The organism is Colwellia sp. NW0002-52-1, from assembly GCF_057550865.1.
On record NZ_BAAJLU010000013.1, the window covers coordinates 91,265 to 113,632 of the forward strand.

The 22,368-nt window shown below is 34.7% G+C and carries 17 protein-coding genes; 16 read left to right on the plus strand and 1 reads right to left on the minus strand.

The genetic code is table 11. The features are described from left to right. Positions 1 to 281 precede the first annotated feature (281 nt). The gene (locus AC27H3_RS13250; protein ID WP_085301668.1) at positions 282 to 1,811 is read right to left on the minus strand and encodes a peptide MFS transporter; all 1,530 of its coding nucleotides are present in this window, start codon (positions 1,809 to 1,811) and stop codon (positions 282 to 284) included. A 665-nt stretch (positions 1,812 to 2,476) separates the two neighbouring features. Between AC27H3_RS13250 and AC27H3_RS13255 the strand changes: the two genes are divergently transcribed. The 16 genes from AC27H3_RS13255 to AC27H3_RS13330 all read left to right on the plus strand — a co-directional run bounded on the left by AC27H3_RS13255 (position 2,477) and on the right by AC27H3_RS13330 (position 22,321). Continuing rightward, on the plus strand, positions 2,477 to 5,203 hold the full coding sequence (locus tag AC27H3_RS13255; protein WP_085301669.1) for an SLBB domain-containing protein: 2,727 nt from the start codon (positions 2,477 to 2,479) through the stop codon (positions 5,201 to 5,203). Between the two features lie 103 nt (positions 5,204 to 5,306). Beyond that, positions 5,307 to 6,587, plus strand: a complete 1,281-nt coding sequence (gene tviB, locus AC27H3_RS13260; protein ID WP_085301670.1) for a Vi polysaccharide biosynthesis UDP-N-acetylglucosamine C-6 dehydrogenase TviB — start codon at positions 5,307 to 5,309, stop codon at positions 6,585 to 6,587. 122 nt (positions 6,588 to 6,709) lie between these two features. Then, on the plus strand, positions 6,710 to 7,756 hold the full coding sequence (locus AC27H3_RS13265; RefSeq protein ID WP_487106878.1) for an NAD-dependent epimerase/dehydratase family protein: 1,047 nt from the start codon (positions 6,710 to 6,712) through the stop codon (positions 7,754 to 7,756). A gap of 429 nt (positions 7,757 to 8,185) precedes the next feature. Further along, positions 8,186 to 9,187, plus strand: a complete 1,002-nt coding sequence (locus AC27H3_RS13270; protein ID WP_487106880.1) for a Wzz/FepE/Etk N-terminal domain-containing protein — start codon at positions 8,186 to 8,188, stop codon at positions 9,185 to 9,187. An 11-nt stretch (positions 9,188 to 9,198) separates the two neighbouring features. Continuing rightward, positions 9,199 to 10,233, plus strand: coding sequence for a UDP-N-acetylglucosamine--undecaprenyl-phosphate N-acetylglucosaminephosphotransferase (gene wecA, locus AC27H3_RS13275; protein ID WP_487106914.1), 1,035 nt, complete (start codon positions 9,199 to 9,201; stop codon positions 10,231 to 10,233). 154 nt (positions 10,234 to 10,387) lie between these two features. Then, a complete protein-coding gene (wecB, locus tag AC27H3_RS13280) occupies positions 10,388 to 11,506 on the plus strand; it encodes a non-hydrolyzing UDP-N-acetylglucosamine 2-epimerase (protein ID WP_487106882.1) in 1,119 nt (372 codons plus the stop codon). Positions 11,507 to 11,544: 38 nt separating this feature from the next. Further along, positions 11,545 to 12,819, plus strand: a complete 1,275-nt coding sequence (gene wecC / locus AC27H3_RS13285; RefSeq protein WP_487106883.1) for a UDP-N-acetyl-D-mannosamine dehydrogenase — start codon at positions 11,545 to 11,547, stop codon at positions 12,817 to 12,819. 1 nt (position 12,820) lies between these two features. Continuing rightward, positions 12,821 to 13,360, plus strand: a complete 540-nt coding sequence (locus AC27H3_RS13290) for an acyltransferase (RefSeq protein WP_487106885.1) — start codon at positions 12,821 to 12,823, stop codon at positions 13,358 to 13,360. A gap of 22 nt (positions 13,361 to 13,382) precedes the next feature. Then, positions 13,383 to 14,993 carry an aldolase catalytic domain-containing protein gene (locus AC27H3_RS13295; RefSeq protein ID WP_487106887.1) on the plus strand — a complete coding sequence of 537 codons (1,611 nt, stop codon included), beginning with the start codon at positions 13,383 to 13,385 and terminating at the stop codon, positions 14,991 to 14,993. Then, on the plus strand, positions 14,977 to 15,639 hold the full coding sequence (locus tag AC27H3_RS13300; RefSeq protein WP_487106889.1) for an HAD family hydrolase: 663 nt from the start codon (positions 14,977 to 14,979) through the stop codon (positions 15,637 to 15,639). Before AC27H3_RS13295 ends, AC27H3_RS13300 begins: the two co-directional genes overlap by 17 nt. Before the next feature lie 22 nt (positions 15,640 to 15,661). Continuing rightward, positions 15,662 to 16,387: a 3-deoxy-manno-octulosonate cytidylyltransferase gene (gene kdsB, locus AC27H3_RS13305; protein ID WP_487106890.1), complete on the plus strand. Its 726-nt coding sequence runs from the start codon at positions 15,662 to 15,664 to the stop codon at positions 16,385 to 16,387. Between the two features lie 12 nt (positions 16,388 to 16,399). Then, positions 16,400 to 17,623 carry an oligosaccharide flippase family protein gene (locus AC27H3_RS13310; protein WP_487106892.1) on the plus strand — a complete coding sequence of 408 codons (1,224 nt, stop codon included), beginning with the start codon at positions 16,400 to 16,402 and terminating at the stop codon, positions 17,621 to 17,623. Continuing rightward, positions 17,620 to 18,921, plus strand: coding sequence for a hypothetical protein (locus AC27H3_RS13315; RefSeq protein ID WP_487106893.1), 1,302 nt, complete (start codon positions 17,620 to 17,622; stop codon positions 18,919 to 18,921). Before AC27H3_RS13310 ends, AC27H3_RS13315 begins: the two co-directional genes overlap by 4 nt. Further along, on the plus strand, positions 18,914 to 20,020 hold the full coding sequence (locus tag AC27H3_RS13320) for a hypothetical protein (protein ID WP_487106894.1): 1,107 nt from the start codon (positions 18,914 to 18,916) through the stop codon (positions 20,018 to 20,020). The genes AC27H3_RS13315 and AC27H3_RS13320 overlap by 8 nt, the downstream gene beginning before the upstream one ends. A gap of 206 nt (positions 20,021 to 20,226) precedes the next feature. Then, complete coding sequence (locus AC27H3_RS13325; RefSeq protein ID WP_487106896.1) at positions 20,227 to 20,934, plus strand: WecB/TagA/CpsF family glycosyltransferase; 708 nt, start codon at positions 20,227 to 20,229, stop codon at positions 20,932 to 20,934. 220 nt (positions 20,935 to 21,154) lie between these two features. Further along, complete coding sequence (locus tag AC27H3_RS13330) at positions 21,155 to 22,321, plus strand: nucleotide sugar dehydrogenase (protein ID WP_487106897.1); 1,167 nt, start codon at positions 21,155 to 21,157, stop codon at positions 22,319 to 22,321. The last annotated feature ends 47 nt before the right edge of the window (positions 22,322 to 22,368 follow it).

The window sequence follows — 22,368 nt, forward strand, 5'->3', positions numbered from 1 at the left end:
TTATGGCGATTTTTTGGTTAAGCTAATGAGTTAAGCTTTATGGGTTGTAAAAGTATGTTGTTAAAGCCAACCTACAAGAAATCAACAAAAATTGAAATACCTAGTTTTAGGTATGTGGTACTCGTGATAATTTCACTCAATAAAACTGTATTAGAGTAGAGCTGAATTAAGCTTTAGCTAAATAGAACAATGCTCCACACTATTATTTTAAGGCAAAAAAATAGCCAACATAATGTTGGCTATTTATCTTGATAATTTAAGCGCTAATACGTTATAAAAAATTATGCAGTAGTTGTTGTACCGTTAGTGTTCGCTGCAGGTACTTCATCATCTTCTGTTTTAAGTGCTTCCCAGAATCTAGACTTTAAACCAACTAGCAAAATAACAATACCAATACCAATGCTGAACAAGCTAATTTGGATATATAACGCAGGTATTTGTTCAACGTTATTTGGATCATAGTTACCCGCAAGTAAACCAGAAATAATATTACCAATAGAATAAGTTAGAACGAATACACCCATCATTTGGCCAGCAAATCTTCTAGGCGATAACTTACTTACCGCACTTAAAGCGATTGGGCTTAAACATAACTCACCAACCGTATGTAGGAAGTAAGTGGTAATTAACCAACCTGGAGCCACTTGTAAGCCACTTGCCGCATATTGTGCAGCAAAGAACATAACAATAAAGCCACTTGCCATGATAATTAAACCAGCAGCACATTTAATGCCGTAAGCAGGTGTTACCATTCTTTGACCTAATTTTATCCAAAAGGCAGCAAAGAAAGGCGAAAGTAAAACGATAAACATTGAGTTAGAGAACTGAAACCATGCCGTTGGTACTTCAAAAGAGCCAATCATGCGGTCAGTGTAGTCACGTGCAAATAAGTTTAATGAAGAACCTGCTTGCTCAAAACCAGACCAAAAACATGCTGAGGCAATACAAATTAATAACAACGCCCAAAGCTTTTTCTTTTCATTACCGGTTAAGCCACTACAAAAATAAATAACCGCGTAATAAATAACAAAAATTAGGGTAAATGCAATGGCAACATATTGTGCTAAGGCAATAGGGTCTATAACAATAACGCCTTGAAACGTTAATACAGTAATAACAGCAATAGAAACTAAACCAGCAATAATAACTGTCCAACTGTTACGTTGGCCTTTAGCTGATAAAGGTGCAACAGGTTTTGCTCCTACACCTTCTAACTTTGGTGCAGTCATTTTGTATTGAATAAGACCGGCAGCCATACCAATTGCAGCAGCACCAAAAGCATAATGCCAACCGAAATCAGAAGCTAAATAACCACAAATTAAATAACCAATGAAAGAGCCTAAGTTAATGCCCATATAATAAATAGCGTAACCACTGTCACGGCGTTTATCGCTTTCACTGTATAATTGGCCAACCATAGCGCCAATGTTAGGCTTTAATAAACCTGTACCTAAAATAACTAAAATTAAACCGATGAAGAAAGTTTTGTCATTTGGAATAGCCAGAACAATGTGGCCAAGCATAATAATAATGCCGCCGTACCAAACAGCACGTTGCCCGCCTAGTAGTCTGTCTGCTATCCAACCACCAGGTAAGCCCATGAAATAAACGGTACCGGTATATAAACCATAAATAGCTGTTGCTGAAGCAATTGTTATTCCTAAACCGCCTTCTTGTAACGTTGCCGTCATAAAAAGAACAAGTAAAGCGCGCATGCCGTAATAACTCATGCGTTCCCACATTTCAGTAATGAAAAGTGTTTTCAACCCGCCCGGATGGCCATAAAAGGCCTCTGAATTCTGGGTACTCATATAAAATCCTCAATAGGTAAGACTAAACACGGTTTAAAATTGTTTTTATTTCAACAGGCATAAATATCAGGTTGATTGTGTTTAGAAAAATTACAAACTTTTAATAATCAGCCCGTTTTATACCTTTGCTAGCCTTGAAAGGCAAGTCTGGCAGGTTAATCTTTTGTTAATGACGTACAACTGCCTAATTTTTGTTAGGTTAGTTGATATTGTAGCCACGCACGCCTAAGTAATGTTGAATAAAATAGGTAATTAACTCAAGACATTATTAACAGCAATTGCATGAGAAGGTTTAATAGTTATTGGTTGAACACCGTTTTTAAATGTGTAGTGAACGCATATCAATTATTAAGAATGTGTACTTAAAGTAAATTATTGTAAACAAAGTTATCCGTTACCTGTACTTCACCATATTACTTGTTACATTTTCTTCGCGATAAAAGGCGATTATTTAAGGACCTGCTATTTAACAATAGCTTTATATAAAAAACTGAAAATTAAACTAATTCGCACGGTTAGCCCTGCAGATAATCTGCGAGTTTATTTTACGAAACAGGTTAATAAAAAGTTACTTTAATCAAAGTACACTTACTGATAAACTCCACGCTGCTTTACTTTTAAATCTAAGTTCTGTCCCCCGTATATATAGGAAGAAATACGCGCCAATGATTCATTTTATTCGTCTACTGACAAGCCTTTTTGTTGTTTCAACACTCTCATTTAATGCACTTGCTGCACAAATTAGTCAACAACAAATAGCGCAATTTAAAAACTTACCTAAATCGCAGCAGCAAGCATTAGCGCAAAGCATGGGCGTTGATCTAAACGCTGTTATGGGGCAAATTTCTAGCGGGGGTCAACAAACGCAGTTATCTTCAACACCGGTAATGCCTAGACAATCTGCAACAAACAATGGCGAAGAGCAAGACTTAGCTGAAAGCACGACTTTTGACAACGATACCGAATTATTCAAACCGCTTGAAAGGTTTGGTATCGACGTTTTTGCTAATGCTCCAAGTACATTTACCCCCACTATGGATATTGCTATTCCTAATCATTATGTTTTAGGCGTAGGTGATCAGTTATCAATCCAAATTTACGGTAAAGAAAACGCAGAATATAATTTACCTATAACGCGTGAAGGCAATATTCTTATTCCTGATGTTGGACCTATTAAAATTGCGGGTTTAGCCTTTGCCGAAATGAAAAGCTTTCTAACAGAGAAAATTCAACAACGCATCATAGGTGTTAATGTTGTTGTTAGCTTAGCCGAACTGCGCTCAATGCGTATTTTTGTTTTGGGCGATGCTTATAAACCTGGCCCATACACCTTAAGTTCACTTTCAAGTGTAACGCATGCCATTTTTGCAGCAGGCGGTGTTAGTGATATTGGCTCACTTCGTAACATTGAAGTAAAACGTGCGGGTAAAGTAGTGCAAACGGTTGATCTATACGACCTGTTAATAAAGGGTGACTCATCAAGCGATATACTGTTGCAATCTGGCGATGTAGTTTTTATTCCTACTCAAAGCCAAAGTGTTTCTATATTAGGCGAAGTTAGAAGACCAGCTATATATGAATTAAAAAAAGGTGATAACTTTAACCAAGTTATAGAAATGGCTGGTGGCTTATTACCTTCAGCATATCCTCAATCAACTATGGTTGAACGTTACAACAAACAAAACTTACGCAGCATCGTTAACGTTGATTTAACGAATGTAGAAGCACGTAAACAAAAATTAAAAAGCGGTGATTACATACGCGTATTGAAAAGCTCAGGCATGTATGAAAAATCAATTACTGTTATTGGTGCCGTTTCACGTCCAGGTAAATACCAATGGCAAGAAAATATAAAAATTGCTGACTTATTACCCAGTTTAGACTCTCATATTTTACCAAGTGCAGATTTAAGTTACGGCTTAGTTATTCGCCAAAAAGATGCCGCTAGAAATATCGAAGTTTTACAATTCAATTTAGCTAAAGCAATAAATGACCATACTGACAATTCAACTGATAACTTAACCCTACAGCCAAGCGATAAAGTTTTAATATTTTCTAATGTAACCAAGTCTGTTGATGAAAAAATATCTTTAGACGAGTTAGCGTTTACCCAAGAGCAACTTTTTGCCAAAGAACGTCAAGAAGCTAAAACGTTACACAAAGAAGAAGCGTTTTGGAAAAAATACGGCGGAAATTCAACACAACGTGCATCAACCAGTGCCGAAGAAGATGAAGTAGAGCGTTTAATGAATCAATCATTAGTGCAAATTACTAATAATGCCGCTAATGGCCAAGTTGATATCCGCGAAATGGCTTTATTTTCTCGACCTCGCTTGTTAGCTCCTGTGTTAAGAAAACTTCGTCAACAAGGCGCTTCTGGGCAACCAATTCAATTGGTAGAAGTAGATGGACAAGTTAAATTTCCTGGGATTTACCCATTAGCTAAAAACGCTAAAGTAAGCGATTTACTGGCAGCCGCGGGCGGTGTAAATGAGTCTGCCTATTTAGCACGTGCAGAAGTAACACGAAATGAACTAACGGTTGAAGGTGCTGAAAAAATCTCGCTAGACGTAGACTTAGGTTTAGCCCTTAAAGAAGATAAAAGCTTTGATATAGCTTTACAAAGTAAAGACAGACTAAACGTACATAAAATTCCATCGTGGAGCGAAAATCATGTGGTTGAGCTGCGTGGTGAATTTGTATTCCCAGGTAAATACACTATTCGACGTGGCGAAACCTTGGCTGACTTAGTCGCTAAAGCGGGTGGTTTAACACAATATGCTCATCCAGACGGCTCAGTATTTACGCGAGAAAAACTGAAAGTACTTGAAAAGAAAAACCTAATAAAACTTGCGGGTGATTTACGTATTGAAATGGCGTCAAAATCATTAACAGAGCAAGGTACTTCAGCATCATACGACGATGCTCAAAAACTACTTGCAGATATTACAGAGTTAGAGCCAGTAGGGCGTTTAGTTATTGACTTACCGCACTTAATGGCTTCAGATAACAGTGAAGTTTTACTTGAAGGTGGCGATGTACTGTATGTACCAACTAAGAAGAACTCTATTAATGTTATTGGTCAGGTTCAAGTAGGCTCATCACACTTATACAGTAGCGTAATGTCAGCAGAAGATTATATCGCGCAAAGCGGTGGTATTAAAAAACGTGCAGACGAAGAACGTATTTATGTTATCTCAGCCAGTGGTAGCATTAAAATACTAGAACAAAGTAATTGGTTTGCAGGTGCAGCAGATTCTTCACTTAAACCAGGCGATACCATAGTAGTGCCGTTAGATTCTGAGTACATGAACGACCTTACTTTATGGTCAACAGCAACGCAGATTATTTATAATGCAGCGGTAGCTGTTGCAGCGATTAATGGTATTTAAGAGCACTTAAAGGTGGGGGTAATACTCAGCCTAACATTAAATTAAAGTGTGCTAAACATACACTAAAGTTAAAACTGATTAATAAGGGTAAAGGGTTGACAAAATGATACGTGATTTAAAAGATGTAAAAATAGCTATTATCGGCTTAGGTTATGTTGGTTTGCCGTTAGCCGTAGAGTTTGGTAAAAAATATCAAACGTTAGGCTTTGATATTAATCAAGCACGTATCAATGAATTAAATAATGGAAACGACAGTACCTTGGAAGTTAGCGACGAAGAACTCGCTGCAACAACTAATTTAAGCTATTCTTGCCAGCCTGAAGACTTAAGAAGTGCTAATGTTTATATCGTTACTGTTCCAACACCTATTGATCAGCATAAACAGCCGGATTTAACACCGTTAATTAAAGCGAGTGAAATGTTAGGTAAAATCGTCAGCAAAGACGATATTATTATTTATGAGTCAACTGTTTACCCAGGGGCCACAGAAGAAGCATGTATCCCCGTTGTAGAAAAAGTGTCAGGCTTAGTATTCAATAAAGATTTTTACGCTGGCTATTCACCTGAGCGTATTAATCCGGGCGATAAAGAGCACAGAGTTACTAATATTTTAAAGGTTACTTCTGGCTCTACACCTGAAATAGCCACTATTGTTGATGATTTATATCATTCAATTATTACCGCAGGAACACACAAAGCCAGTTCAATTAAAGTTGCTGAGGCTGCCAAGGTAATTGAAAACACACAGCGCGACGTAAATATTGCGTTAATTAATGAACTTTCAATTATTTTCAACAAATTAGGCATTGATACCTTGGAAGTTTTAGAAGCCGCAGGTACTAAATGGAATTTCTTACCGTTTCGCCCCGGCTTAGTTGGTGGTCATTGTATTGGTGTAGATCCTTACTATTTAACTCATAAAGCGCAATTAGTCGGTTATCACCCTGAAATGATACTCGCTGGACGACGTTTAAATGACGGTATGGGAGCTTATGTAGTATCGCAATTAGTTAAAAATATGCTCCATAAACGCATTCAGGTTGAAGGTGCCAACGTATTAATTATGGGACTTACTTTTAAAGAAAATTGCCCTGATTTACGTAACACTAAAATTGTTGATATTGTTAGTGAACTTAAAGAATACAACATTAATGTAGATATTACCGACCCTTGGTGTTCTAGCGAACAAGCCGAACATGAATATAACTTAACGTTAACAGATAAACCTGAGGCTGGTAAGTACGACGCTATTATTCTCGCCGTAGCTCATAATGAGTTTAAGGTAATGGGCGTTGAAGAAATTCGCAAGTTAGGTAAGTCACAACATGTACTTTACGATTTAAAATACATTTTACCAAAAGAGTCGGTTGATATGCGTTTGTAGTAAAGAAGCTATAAGCTATCAGTTTTAAGCTATCAGTTTTAAGCTATCAGTAAAATTATAGGGTTTATGTTTCAAACTGATAGTTTAAAACTAAATATTTAATGTAAAAAATGGAAGTAATAATGTCAAAATACGATGAAGTAAAAAAGCAACTCATTCAAACACCAAAAACTTGGCTCGTAACTGGTGTTGCGGGATTCATCGGTTCAAACTTGCTAGAAACATTACTCTTGTTAAACCAAAAGGTTATTGGTTTAGACAACTTTGCAACTGGACATCAGCATAATCTAGACGAAGTTAAAACAGAAGTATCTCAGCAGCAGTGGAATAACTTTACCTTCATAAAAGGCGACATCAGAAGCTTCGAAGACTGTGAAAAAGCACTATCAACTGAAAAGCTAACGGTAGATTACATTTTACATCAAGCGGCTTTAGGCTCTGTACCTCGTTCAATTGCAGATCCAATATTAACCAACTCGGCTAACATTACTGGTTTTGTAAATATGCTAACGGCAGCAAAAAACGCTAAAGTATCAACTTTTGTTTACGCTGCTTCAAGCTCGACTTACGGTGATCACCCCGCATTACCTAAAGTTGAAGAAAACATTGGCAAACCTTTATCTCCTTACGCGGTAACTAAATATGTTAACGAGCTGTATGCTGATGTATTTAATAAAACTTACGGTTTAAATACCACAGGCTTACGTTACTTTAATGTTTTTGGAAAGCGTCAAGATCCCGATGGCGCATACGCTGCTGTTATTCCTAAATGGACAGCAGCAATGATAGAAAACCAAGATCTATTTATTAATGGAGACGGTGATACCAGTCGCGATTTTTGTTTTGTTGAAAATGCCGTACAAGCTAATATATTAGCAGCGACAGCTAATGAAGAAGGCAAAAACCAAGTTTATAACGTAGCACTGGGTGACAGAACGACACTAAACGAACTATTTTCAAGTTTAGTTACAGCTTTAAAAAGCAATGAAGTTAATTATTCCAAACAAGCCATTTATCAAGAGTTCAGGGCTGGAGATGTTCGTCATTCACAGGCTGATATATCTAAAGCTAAAAACTTAATAGGCTACCAGCCAGAATTTAGAATTCAGCAAGGCATTAATAAAGCAATGCCTTGGTATATCGACTTTATAAACAAGCAGAAAAACTAATACCTAATAGAGAATGCCCAAATTAAGCTACAAAGGTAAGTTTGTAAGCGCAAGCGCCTATCATTTTGAAAATATTTTTGGGGTATATATTTAACGTATCCCCAAAGTTTATTATTTATATTAATAGAGTAATAGAGAATTAATATAAATACATTTCACCAAAAGTAACGCGTATATTTAACGGTAAATACTAGTAAAATCCGATTAATTTATACTCACTGATAAATATCAAATAGGAATTGGTAATAAAAAAGTAATAAACTCCTATTAACAAGTACGAAGACCTTGTTATAATGATTAATCAGTTTGGCTGTTAACACTACATGTTAATTTAAATGCCTCTAGGAATAGTTATTAAAATGAACTTAAATGCGAGTTATTGTGAAAAGTCATAAATTGCAAGGAAGTACTTCAAACGAAGTCAAGGCAATGAATTCAAACGAATATCATCATCAAACTAACCTTCCCGAAGACGACGAAATTGATCTAGCTGAGCTTTGGCATGCTATATGGTCGGGTAAGCTATTAATTATTGCTATTAGTGCTTTATTTGCTATTTCATCAGTTTTTTACGCAATTAACCAGCCAAATATTTATCAAGCAACAACTTTACTCGCGCCTACAAGTGAACAAGGAGGTGCTAGTGGTTTATCTAAAATGGCTGGTCAATTTGGTGGTTTAGCAAGTCTTGCTGGTATAAACCTTGGAGGAGGAAGTAGTAATAAGGTAAGTTTAGCTCTTGAAATACTAAAGTCTCGACTTTTTCTTGAGAATTTTATCTTTGAACATAAACTATTAATACCATTAATGGCTGCTAAAGATTGGGACTCTAAAACTAATACTTTAGTTATGGATGATGAGATTTATAATACTAGTACTGAAACTTGGTTAAGAGACGTTGATGCACCCAAAAAGCCAAAGCCATCACCTTGGGAAGCTTTTGAGGCTTTTAAAGAAATATTGTCAGTCGAAAGAGATAAAGAAAATAATATGGTAACCATAACTATAGAATACTTTTCTCCTGAAGTTTCCACACAGTGGTTGTTATGGTTAGTTGAAGATATTAATTCAACTATGCGCGAACAGGATGAGGTCGAAGCTCAAAATAGTATTGATTATTTAACGAAAAAATTAAAAGAAACCCAATTAGCAGATATGCAAACTGTTTTCTATCAGCTTATTGAAGAACAAACTAAAACAATCATGCTAGCTGAGGTTTCAAAAGAATACGTATTAAAAACCATTGATCCTGCTAATGCTCCTGAAGAAAAAGCCAAACCTAGACGCGCTTTGATTGTTGTTTTAGGTACTATGTTGGGAGGGGTGCTGTCTGTATTTATTGTATTTATTCGCTATTTTAGTAACGAAAGTAGAAAGAAAAAACTATCAAATATTAGCACCAACGCATCAAACTTAACAATAGGTAAATAGGAGTGTATTTGATGATAATTGCAGCTTTAACATCTTTTTGTTTTGCATTTTTAGCAATTAAAATATTTAAACCTATTGCTGTTGATGTCGGTTTAGTTGATAAGCCTAATGCTAGAAAACATCATGATGGTCAAATACCTTTAATTGGTGGTATTTCTATATTTGCTGCTATATTAGCCGCAAGCTTACTCTGGTTACCTAATACTTTAGAGCTTCGTATGTATTTAATAGCTTCAGCTATGATGGTGTTTATTGGAGCATTGGATGATAAATATGACCTAAAAGTACGCATACGTATCATTGGTCAAGTTATCATTGCGAGCTTAATGATTTACGGTGTCGGTGGTTATATCGCTAACTTAGGTGACTTATTTGGATTTGGTGATATCAAACTAGGTCCCGTAGGGATTGTCTTCACTTATTTTGCTATTATTGTAGTTATCAATGCCTACAACATGGTTGATGGTATCGATGGGTTAATCGGCAGTTTAAGTTTAAATACCTTTTCCGCTATAGCTATACTGTTTTTAATCAACGGAAATACTGGTTATTTAAGTTACCCGTTAATGTTAGCAACAGCAACCTTACCATATTTAGTATTTAACCTTGGATTTTTTAAGAAATATACCAATAAAATATTTATGGGCGATGCCGGTAGTATGTTTATTGGTTTAAGCGTTATTTGGTTACTATCGATGGGTACTCAAGGTGATAACGCTTCGTTTAGACCTGTAACTGCCTTATGGATCTGCGCAGTACCATTGATGGATATGTTAGCGATTGTTATACGCCGTTATCGCAAAGGTAAATCACCATTTAAGCCAGATCGTGATCATCTCCACCATATATTGCAACGTGCAGGCTTATCATCTCGCCAAACACTAATTGCGATTACAGGTTTCTCTGTTCTGATGTCCTTAATAGGTGTTTTAGGTGAGTATTTTCAAGTGCTTGAATCTATCGAGTTAGCCTTATTTGTTGTTATTTTTATTCTATATAATAAATATGCGCGACATTTTAGTTGGAAGTACAATGAGTCAGCTTAGCATCTTAAATATTTCGTTTTTTAGGAAGATGGGCTGATACTTTTTATCAACTCGTAAAACAAGCAAATACAAGATGACTAGATTTTATATTGAGCGTTATCGATATAAATTGATAAACAATCAATACTACGGTACTTAAGTGTAAACATTAATTATGATTAAAAAACGTATTTTAACAGTATTCGGTACACGTCCAGAAGCAATAAAAATGGCACCTTTAGTTCATGCGCTTGCAGCAGATGAAAGATTTGAAGCGAAAGTTTGTGTCACAGCCCAGCACAGAGAAATGTTAGATCAAGTTTTAGAACTCTTTGAAATAATACCTGACTATGACCTAAATTTGATGAAGCCTGGTCAGGACTTAACAGATGTCACCTGTGGCATTCTTCAAGGTTTAAAGCCTGTTTTAGCTGAATTTAAACCTGAACATGTATTAGTGCACGGTGATACTGCGACAACACTTTCTACAACTTTAGCCGCTTATTATCAGCAGATAAAAGTGGGACACGTGGAAGCGGGACTTCGAACTGGAAATGTCTACTCTCCATGGCCTGAAGAAGGTAATAGAAAGCTAACGGGTGCTATTGCTGATTTGCATTTTTCGCCAACAGAAATATCAAAGCAAAATCTACTAGCTGAAAATGTTGCCGTCGAAAAAATTATTGTGACTGGCAATACCGTTATTGATGCTCTGCACGATGTGATCAGTAAACTAGAAACTAATGTTGAGCTTAAATCTTCATTAAAAAAACAATTTAGTTTTTTAGATGATAAAAAACGCTTAGTACTTATTACTGGCCACCGCCGTGAGAGTTTCGGTGGCGGATTTGAACGTATATGTGAAGCGATTGCACAATTAGCAAAAGCGTTTCCTTATGTTGAATTTGTGTATCCAATGCATTTAAATCCGAATGTAAGAGAGCCAGTTAATAGGTTGCTTGCTGATTTAACAAATGTTTTCCTTATTGAGCCTCTAGATTACTTACCTTTTGTATATTTGATGAATAAATCATATGTACTATTAACAGATTCAGGCGGAATACAAGAGGAAGCACCTTCACTAGGTAAACCCGTACTTGTCATGAGAGATACAACAGAAAGACCAGAAGCAGTCGATGCTGGCACTGTTAAGTTGGTAGGTACAAAAGTGAATTCGATTGTAGAAGAACTGAGTTTACTACTATCTAACGAAGATGCTTACAAAGTGATGAGTTTTGCTCATAACCCTTATGGTGATGGTAAGGCCTGTTCACGCATTTTAGATGCTCTGTAAAGTAAAAGTTTTATCCAACTAATTTAAAAGAATTCATTATGTCATTTGATACAATTTCGGTAATTGGCCTTGGCTATATAGGCTTGCCAACAGCAGCGATGTTTGCTTCTCGTAAAAAGAAAGTTATTGGTGTTGATGTTAATCAACACGCAGTTGATACCATAAATAAAGGCAAAATACACATAGTAGAGCCTGAGTTGGACATGTTAGTGCATGCTGCTGTTACAGAAAGCTACCTTAAAGCAACAATAACCCCTCAGCCTGCAGATGCGTTTTTAATTGCTGTGCCAACGCCATTTTTACCTACTGTAAATGAAGGCGATATTCCAAAGCCGGATCTTAAATATATTGAATCCGCTGCAAAAGCAATTGCTCCTGTACTTAAAAAAGGTGATTTAGTGATTCTTGAATCAACATCACCTGTTGGTGCAACTGAACAAATGGCCGAATGGCTTGCACAAGCAAGAACAGATTTAACCTTCCCTCAAACTAATGGCGAAGAATCTGATGTTCGCATTGCTCACTGTCCTGAACGAGTTTTGCCTGGGCATGTTGTAAGAGAATTAGTAGAAAACGATCGAGTTATTGGTGGTTTAACTAATAAATGTTCAGAGGCTGCGGTAGAGTTATATAAAACCTTTGTAAAGGGAGATTGTGTAATAACAAATGCGCGTACAGCAGAAATGGCCAAGTTAACTGAAAACAGCTGTAGAGATGTACAAATTGCTTTTGCCAATGAGTTGTCAATCATTTGTGATAAGTTAGATATTGATGTGTGGGAGCTTATTTCATTAGCCAATCGTCACCCTAGAATTAATATACTTCAGCCAGGACCTGGTGTTGGTGGACATTGCATCGCTGTTGATCCATGGTTTATTGTTGCTAAGACTCCTGAGCATGCAAAATTAATACATTCCGCTCGCAAAGTGAATGATTCAAAACCGCAATGGGTTATTGATAAAGTGAAAATAGCAATAAGTGATTTTTTGCAGGCTAACCCTAATAAATTAGCCAAGGAGGTAACCATAGCATGTTATGGTCTAGCCTTTAAGCCTGATATCGATGACTTGAGAGAAAGCCCTGCGAAAAAAATCGTTCAATTGATTAGTGGCTTTCACTCAGGAACTGTTATGGTAGTTGAACCTAATATCAAAGCCTTGGGGGATGAGTTTAATTCTAATATAGTTTTACACGATATTAATTCGTCTGTTACCAATGCCGATATAGCTGTTTATCTTGTTAAACACAAAGAATTCAATAGAGATAGTTTATTTCTAAATAATAGCTTTATTATTGATGCTGTTGGTATTTAAAATGAATAAGTTACTACATTTAATTAAGTCAATCTCTAGGATGTTGCATTACTTAATGTATAGGGTTCTTATTCGATATTTTCCTAATGACTTCAGGCCTTATGCGTTTTTTCTTCCAAAAATTAGAAACTATGTTGTTAAGAGGTTTTTAATAGATGCAGGAATAAATATTAAAGTTAAATATAATGCAGATGTGTCGCCTAATATAAAATTAGGAGACAATAGTGAGCTAGGTGAGTCTTGCTTGATTTATGGAGGTGTTGAGATAGGTTCTGATGTTTTAATGGGACAAAATGTGAAGATTTTCACTAGAAATCATGTAACAACTAGCTTAGATGTTCCTATTAGACTGCAGGGAGAAATTTTTAAACCCGTAATAATTAGTAATGACATTTGGATTTGCTCAAATGTTGTGATTTTACCTGGTGTTACAATCGGCTCTCATAGCATTATTGCTAGTGGTAGCGTTGTGACAAAAAGCTTTCCTAAATACTCAGTTATAGGCGGAAATCCTGCCAAACTTATCCGTAAACGTAAATAAAAACTAATTCTGGAGTTTAAATATGAAGATACTTGATTGTACATTAAGAGATGGTGGTTACTATAATAATTGGGACTTTTCTCATGAGGTTGTTGAGGCTTATCTTAATGCAATGGAAAAAGCTAATATTGATTATGTAGAATTAGGTTTACGGAACTTTCCTAAATCAGGTTTTGATGGTGCATTTTCCTATACCACTGAGTCATTTCTTAAAACTTTAAGCTTACCAAAGGGCCCTAAATATGGAGTCATGGTTGATGCTAAAACCATTTTACAATCAACAAAGACAATTCAAGAAGCTGTTGATGCTTTATTTGTTGATGCTAAAGACAGTGTAATAGAGTTAGTTCGTGTAGCCGCACACTTCCACGAAGTTGAAAGTTCTGAAGAGATTATAACAGCCTTAAAATCTAAAGGTTATACTGTTGGTTATAACTTAATGCAAGCTGGAGGTAAGAGTGATGACGTCATTTCGGAAAAAGCAAAGATGGCTTCTCAATGGCAAGGCTTAGATTGTCTTTACTTTGCAGACTCTCTTGGCAATATGGATCATGACGAAGTAACACGAATTGTAAAAGCTTTACGTGTACATTGGGAAGGTGATATTGGGATTCATACTCATAACAATATGGGGAAAGCACTTGATAATACACTCACTGCGAGAAGTTTGGGCGTATCATGGCTTGATGTGACGATAACAGGAATGGGACGTGGAGCTGGTAATGCACAAACGGAAAGTCTTTTAGCAGTACTTGACGGAGTAGTTACTAAATATAAACCTTCAGCAGTATATGAGTTAGTGATTCGACACTTCGAAAAAATGCAAAAAGACTGTGGTTGGGGGAGCAGCTTGCTCTATTTTCTTGGTGCGCAAAATGAAGTTCACCCTACCTATATTCAGAATCTGATAGCAAACAAACACTACGGAACAGAAGAGGTAGTGGGGGCAATAAATTATTTAAGCCAGCTTGAAGGTACAACTTCATATAACGGTGACGTTATGGATACTGCACTATCTTTTAATACATCCAATAAAGAGGTCTCAGGTACGAGAGGCTTAAAAAATAAGTTTACTGGTAGAGAGTTATTGATAATTAGTAATGGTCCTAATCTTGCTCGTTACATATCAGCTATAGAGGCTTATATTGAGGAGCGAAATCCTATTGTTTTAGCTCTTAATGCTAATAGTTTAGTCGACTCTACATTCATTGATTATTATTGTGTATCACATAACAGTAAATTTTTGTCTGAAGGCGATGTTTATAAAAGTTTGAAATCACCTTTAATAATGCCTGCTCATAGATTCAGCGATGTTGAGTTAAATGATATTACAAATGAATACCATGATTATGGCTTTTTAGTTGAAGATAATAAATTTATTGTTGAAGATGAGTATTGCGGAGCACCTTTTGACTTAACATTTGGGTACGCATTAGCAATTGCTAGTCATGCTAATGCTAAAAAGATATCTTTAGTCGGTGTAGATGGCTATGAATTAGGTGATGTCCGTCAAAGTGAAATGGTTGATCTTATTGTTAGGTTTAAGCAATTCTCTCCAGACTCTGTTATGACAGCGCTAACTCCTACTAGTTACCCCGTAAAGCAAGGTTCTATTTATGCACCAAATCTATAGCTATGAAATATATATTTTTGACTGTGACGGAGTGATTCTTGATTCTAATACTTTAAAGATTCAAGCAATGAAAAAGAGCCTAGAAGTACTTTGTTTTGAGTCTAGTGAAATAGAACAGTGTATAAACTACTTCGCTAATAATTTTGGAAAATCGCGATTTCATCATGTTGAATACTTTATTGAAAGTATCCTGAATGTTAAAAAATCTGACAAAGATATAATTGCAAAAAAAATTCTGAAGTCTTTTTCTAAACAATGTAAGGAATTATATTTGACAGCGAATTTAACCCCTGGATTTCTTGAAATGATTCAATCATTACCTGGTAGAAAATACGTCGCAAGTGGATCTGAGCAAAACGAGTTAAGGTCAGTCTTCAAGGCTAGGGGGCTAGATCAGTATTTCGTTCAAGTGTTTGGCTCACCAACAGCAAAATCGTCTTTACTAGCCAATATTTTAAAATTGGAAATAGATAAAAAAGCTGTAATGATTGGTGATGCTGTATCTGACTTTGAAGCAAGTAGAGACAATGAAATAGATTTTGTTTGTTATATCCCTTTCTCGAATGTTACAGAGAAAATGCAAATGTTAGCTGTAACTCATAATTTTGATACTCTACAGTCTTGGCCTTATGGAAAGTTTAATTAAACAAAACTAGGATCTTATTAATATGAAATTTGCTGTTGTAATACCTGCACGCTTTTTATCCAGCCGCTTTCCAGGGAAGCCACTTATTGACATCCTAGGTAAACCAATGATTCAGCATGTTTGGGAGCGTTGTTGTCTTGCTGTAGGCCAAAAAAAAGTGTACGTGGCAACTGATAGCTCTGAGATAGAGAAAGTTTGTATAGGTTTTGGTGCACAGGTAGTAATGACTTCATCTGAATGTTTAACTGGTACAGATAGACTTGCAGAAGCCAATAAGCAATTGAAATGTGACTTCCTTATTAATGTACAAGGTGATGAACCCTTAATAAACCCTAAAGATATTAAAAGCGTTATTTCACAATATGAACAGATGCCGAATACTGTGATTAACGCGATGTGCCCCATAACCTCTGAAGAAGAGTTTCGATCGTTTACTGTGCCAAAAGTTGTGGCAAGTAAGACTGGAAATTTATTTTATATGAGTCGTTCAGCTATTCCTATATCTAAAAATGATGTGTTTTCTTTCGGGTTTAAGCAAGTTTGTATTTATGCTTTTTCAAAAGCACATTTGGAGTTTTTTTCCTCTCAGAGAATGAAAACACCTATTGAGAAGGTTGAAGATATAGAAATACTTCGTTTCTTAGAAAATGATATAACTGTTAAGATGATTGAAGTCGAGAGCTCAAGTGTTGCAGTAGATGTACCTTCCGATGTTGAAAAAGTTATAGCTAGATTAACTTCGAATTAAATGGGTAAGTAATTGAGTTTCGCACAAGGACGCAAGTTAGCGTTAAGCCCAAAAGTAACTTTAGCTTTATATCTGATTGCAGAAATTACTTCGAGAGCTGCCCCCTTTTTACTTATTCCGTATTTTAGTCGTTTGCTAGGAGCTACAGGCTTTGGTGAACTATCACTATATTATGGTAATATAGTGTTGTTTAGTGCATTATTCTCACTAAGTCTTGACGTCACATGCGCTCAATACTTTTACAAAAAGGGTGAGCGAAAAATAAGCAATCTAATATATATTTCTCAAGCTTATTATTTATTGTTGTTTTTTTTCTCGATAATTTTGCTTATTTTTAATGTTAATTCATTTACTTTAGCTTTTACAACTTCCGTATCGTTATCTTTTTACATGCTTTTATTAATACAAAAACAAGCTAGAAAGTACGTTTTACAATATATCCTGTGTCAGTTGTCGTATTCGCTTTTATTTGTTGTTTTATCATGCTCGTTAATTTATTATTTTAAAAGCTACATCAGTGTTGCAATCGCACAACTTATGGCTTACTCCATCCTGATTTTAATCATATCCAATAAAGAAATGATTTCTATGACAAGGGCTACTTCCTTTAGGTATTATAAATATATTATAAGCTTTGGTGGGCCGTTAATATTTCATAAATCTTCAGTTTATATAAGAGATGGGCTTGAGCGCTATTTTGTTTTTTTATTCTTTTCTAGCTACACACTTGGTGTTTTTTTTGCAGCTAAACAATTAGCGTTAATTATTTTAGTCCTAATTACAGTTATTAATAGGGCTTTATCACCTTACATTATGGAGAGCTTAAAGAATAATAAATTAACTTCTCAAATGCTAGCTTCTATTTTCTCTTTTCTAATACTGTTATTTCTAATTATTTATTATGCGCTCTATGTTTTTATTACACCAGAAGTCATGGGTTTTATCTTCGGTGATGACTATAGTGATTCTTATAAGTATGTTCCTCAAGTTGTTTTAGGAGCCTTGCTTTATCTTCCTTATACAATTTCAGTTAATATTTTATATTTTCATAAAAAAGTCAAATCAATATCATTAGTAACATTTTGTATATCTTTGCTTCATGTAGGTTATGTGTATTATTTTAGTTTAGAAGTGGATTTACTTTTTATGTCTTATTCAACGGTAATTAGTAATAGCCTTATATCACTCTGCATCTTCTTTATTGCTAGCAAAACTCTCAAGGATCAAGTGCAATGAATTTTTATGATTATAAAAAATTTGAAACGATATTGGTAAAAAACAATATTGATCTTGAATTATGGCCATTTTATAAGTTTATTTTATTTAATTCGGCACGGAAAAAGGTTATAAAAAAAGAATCAAAAAATATAAATTACTTTTACTTTTTAATTATTCTCTCTTGGTCTTTTTTATTGTTTGGTTTTTATGTATTTCGTAGTCATATTTTCTCCCCTTTAAATGGTATTGTTTTTGGTGCGTCAACTAGGCTTAATAACGAGGGAGATTGGCTATTAGGTAATAAAGCTTTAGATAATAAAATAGCACTTTATCATGTAAATGATTTTAACTTTGCTATGTTAAAAAAAACTATAATTAATAAAGTTGTAGCAATAAACCTACTTGTTGAGGTTTTTGTAAGAATTTTTTCTATAAAAGGTAAGACAAACTGCAAGTCACTATCTTGCGGCGAGTCTCAATTAATAAACCTCATTTCTGACCTGCTTATGCAACAGGAAGGTGGAGATTATGACCATATTAAAAAGACATTATTACTTGAAACGGTCAAATTCAAGTTGGCTAAAGGTGCGTACTCCAAACTCATAAGTTTAATTAAAACAGATACCAATAAAGCAATAATTATATCGGCGTACTCCAAGACGTCCGTAGTAGCAGCTTTACATCAACTTTCCTTTTATGTCTCAGAATATCAGCACGGTCTTATAGCCCCTTTTCACCCAATATCGGGTACAAACCCTTTAATTGAAAGCACCTTGTTAGTCGATGATTACTATTTGACGTCAAGGTTTTGGTTAAAAGCATTTCGTCCCTATGATAATCGACCGTTACACATCTTCACACCAGAGCATTATCAGGACTCTATTATTACTGCTTCGATTAATAAACCGTATGTGATCTTTACCTCTCAAGATGAAAATTACGATGTTGTAATTAAATTTATTGAAAATTTTTTTAGTGTGTTTTCAGAGCTTGTATTGCTTTATAGGCCTCACCCTAGAGGTGATTTGCAAGATATAAAAAGAATGTTTTCCAGTCAATCTAATTTCGTTTATGCTGATACTAGTTTTGATAAGAGTACCCGATCTTTAATTCTAAACTCCGTTGCACATGTATCTATGTATAGTGCATGTCATTTTGATGCTTTTGAATTAAAAGGTAAAAGTTATTTTTTAAAACCAATTAATGGTTTGTTATTTCCAAACCGTGTTTTTGAGAATGATCTGAAAGGAATCGCATTCATAATTAATGATGCTTATGATTTGAAAGCTAATATAGGCCATTTAATTAATGAGTAGTAATGTTAGGCTTAGTGATTTTTTTATTTTTTTTGCGATATTTTTAGATGTTTTCTCTTTTTATTTAGGTGAGCATTCTTTTTTTTATAATTACACTCAACTAGCCGCTTTTGTTAAAGTTTTGTCATTCTTTTCTTTGATTTTAGCTATCACTATCAAAGGTAAAATTTCAGTTAACCTTACTTATTTTTTACTTACTATTTTGACTCTTTTGATTGCACATCAAGTCAGTGTGTCATCAATTTCAGTAGTGTCATATTTGTTTTTTATATTTAAATACTTTTTACTTTATAATTTTCCTAAAGCATTAATTGTCAGAGCATTATTGTTTTTTGTGAGAGTCATGCTTTTGAGTTTATTGATTGTATTCTTTCTATATTATGACTCTGTGACTGTACGAGGTGCTATTGACTTCGCTTTTAGTAATGAAAATAAGCTACCTTTTTTGTTAAGTACTATTTTATTTGTCCTATTTCTTATATCTAAGGATTCCAATAAACTTCTTAAATATAAATCATTTACGTTTGTTTTTTTGGTTATTGCATCGTATATGGCATCCAGTCTTACGGCACTTGTAACTACTTTTTTATTTTTGTTTGTATACTCCTTGTTTTATTTATTTCCTACTTTAAAAAAGCTTGCATTTATTGCCCCAATATTAGTAATCATTTTTACAACTTTAGCCACATTGAAATATGATGATAATCTAATATTAAATGTTGCTTTATCATCTCGTCCTTATAATTGGGGGAAGTTTGTTGATATTGAAGAATTGAGTGTTTTACCTAGTCAACTAAAAATATCAGAATATAAAAAAGATTTATCAGATACTGATTTTAGGCGAAATGTTGGACTAGGGAGCCCTAATGCATATTTTTTTGATAATGCCTATATCAATATACTTTATCGTTGTGGACTTTTATTATCATTTATTCTGTTCTTACTTACTATTTACGTTTTTATTCATAATGTTAATTCAGGTTTCTTAGCAGTAGGTGTAGCCATTTCTTTTCAAATGTTTACAGAGTCAGCAATATTTTTTCCTCTGGGAGGTTTTATTATTTGGTTAGTGTTTGGTGTATTAAATTTAAGAAGGTAATGCATCTAATAATAAGGTGACTGCCACAAGGTTACTATGTTTTATGTTGTTTACACACCACTTCAATAAAATGCACATAAAAAGTAGGTACCAAACTAAGCTGAATTGAAGTTTAGAACAAAAATAAATATCAGCTATTAAATTGATAGCATTGTAGGGGTGGAGATCACCTTGGAAAACTGATTGCATAAATACACAAGGCGAGCATGAACATAACTAAAATTTTAAATATTCCAGTCCAGTGTTTTAATAATATGGAAGAAGCTGTAGATTATATTCTCACTAACGGAAGTGGTAAAATTGCAGTTGCAATTAACCCTGAAAAAATATTGTCAGCTTTAAAGTCATCTAAAATCAAAGATGTCATTTTATCTGCTGACATTCGATATCTTGATGGTATTGGGACTGTAAAAGTAGCACAAAGTAAGTTAAATAAAAAATTAGCTAGAATACCTGGTTGTGAGCTTTGGCAAGCACTTATGAAAGAAGCAGGTATTCAAGGCAAGTCAGTATTTTTATTAGGTGCTGAAAAAACAGTTGTTAATAACACTAAGTTAAAGTTAGAGGAAAAATATGGTACTAATGTTTTAGGTACTAATGATGGTTTTTTCCATGATGATAACTTAATGATTTCCAATATATTAAGGCTTCAACCAGACATTTTAACTGTTGCTATGGGCTCTCCTAGGCAAGAGGAATTTATGAATAAGTGTAAAGCTGCAGGGGTGACATCATTTATGATGGGGGTGGGCGGGACTTATAATGTATTTACTGGTAACGTAAAAAGAGCACCAAAAATCTGGTGTGATTTAGGATTGGAGTGGCTTTACCGGTTAATACTTGAACCTTCTCGTATAAAGCGGCAAATTAAGTTGCTATATTTTGTATGGTTATTTATCAGAAGAAAATTATAAGTAGACATCTAGACCTTGATTTTTAATGAGTGATACATGTGATTGATCCTGATAGTTTATTGGTTGTTTTGACAGCATGTCGTTAGGATTATACAGCTCTCGTTATATATTCACTTTTACGCAGAGCTGTTATTTGGCATTAAATAACAAAGAGTGTGATATAGGGTTCTTACCAAAACTGGATAGCTGAGCAGTACTCTTAATTATATTGGAACAAAAAATGAAAATAGCAATAGCTGGTACTGGTTATGTTGGTTTATCAAACGCAATGTTATTGGCGCAAAATAACGAAGTAATTGCGGTTGATATAATTAAAGAGAAAGTAGATTTATTAAATCAAAAAAAATCACCAATAGTTGATGCGGAAATTGAAGATTTTTTGACAAGTAAATCAATTAACTTTACAGCAACGCTTGATAAAACATTAGCTTATGCAGATGCCGATTTTGTTGTTATTGCGACACCAACTGATTATGACGTTGAAACTAACTATTTTAATACCTCATCTGTTGAAGCGGTTATAAAAGATGTTTTATCTGTAAACCCTGATGCTGTGATGATTATTAAGTCAACTGTGCCAGTAGGTTACACGGAAAATATTAAGCAAGAGTTTGATTGTCAAAATATTATGTTCTCGCCAGAATTCTTGCGTGAAGGTAAAGCTTTGCATGACAACCTTTACCCTTCTCGCATAATTGTTGGTGAACAAAGTGAGTGTGCAAAAGTATTTGCTAACTTGCTGGTGCAAGGTGCCATAAAAGAAGATATTGACGTTTTATTTACTGATTCAACAGAAGCTGAAGCCGTTAAGCTGTTTTCAAATACCTATTTGGCTATGCGTGTAGCTTATTTTAATGAGTTAGATAGTTACGCTGAAGCACACGGTTTAGACGCTAAACATATTATTGAAGGTGTTGGTTTAGACCCGCGTATTGGTAATCATTACAATAATCCTTCTTTTGGTTATGGTGGTTATTGTTTACCTAAAGATACTAAGCAGTTATTAGCTAATTACAATAATGTACCTAACAATATTATTCGTGCCATTGTTGATGCTAACACTACGCGTAAAGATTTTATCGCCGACTCTATTATTAGTAAAAAGCCTAAAGTCGTTGGGGTATATCGTTTGATCATGAAAACTGGCTCTGATAATTTTAGAGCCTCTTCTATTCAAGGTATTATGAAGCGAATTAAAGCGAAAGGCATTGAAGTGGTAATTTATGAGCCCGTGCTAGAAGAGAAAGAGTTTTTTAATTCTACGGTGTATAGTGACTTAGAAGCGTTCAAAAAAATATCTGATGTTATTGTTTCAAATCGTATGGATGTTGAATTAAATGATGTAAAAGATAAAGTTTATACTCGTGACTTATTTGGCAGTGACTAACTCCCGCAACGTTTATGGCATCTAACGTTTTAGAGCTTCGATATCAC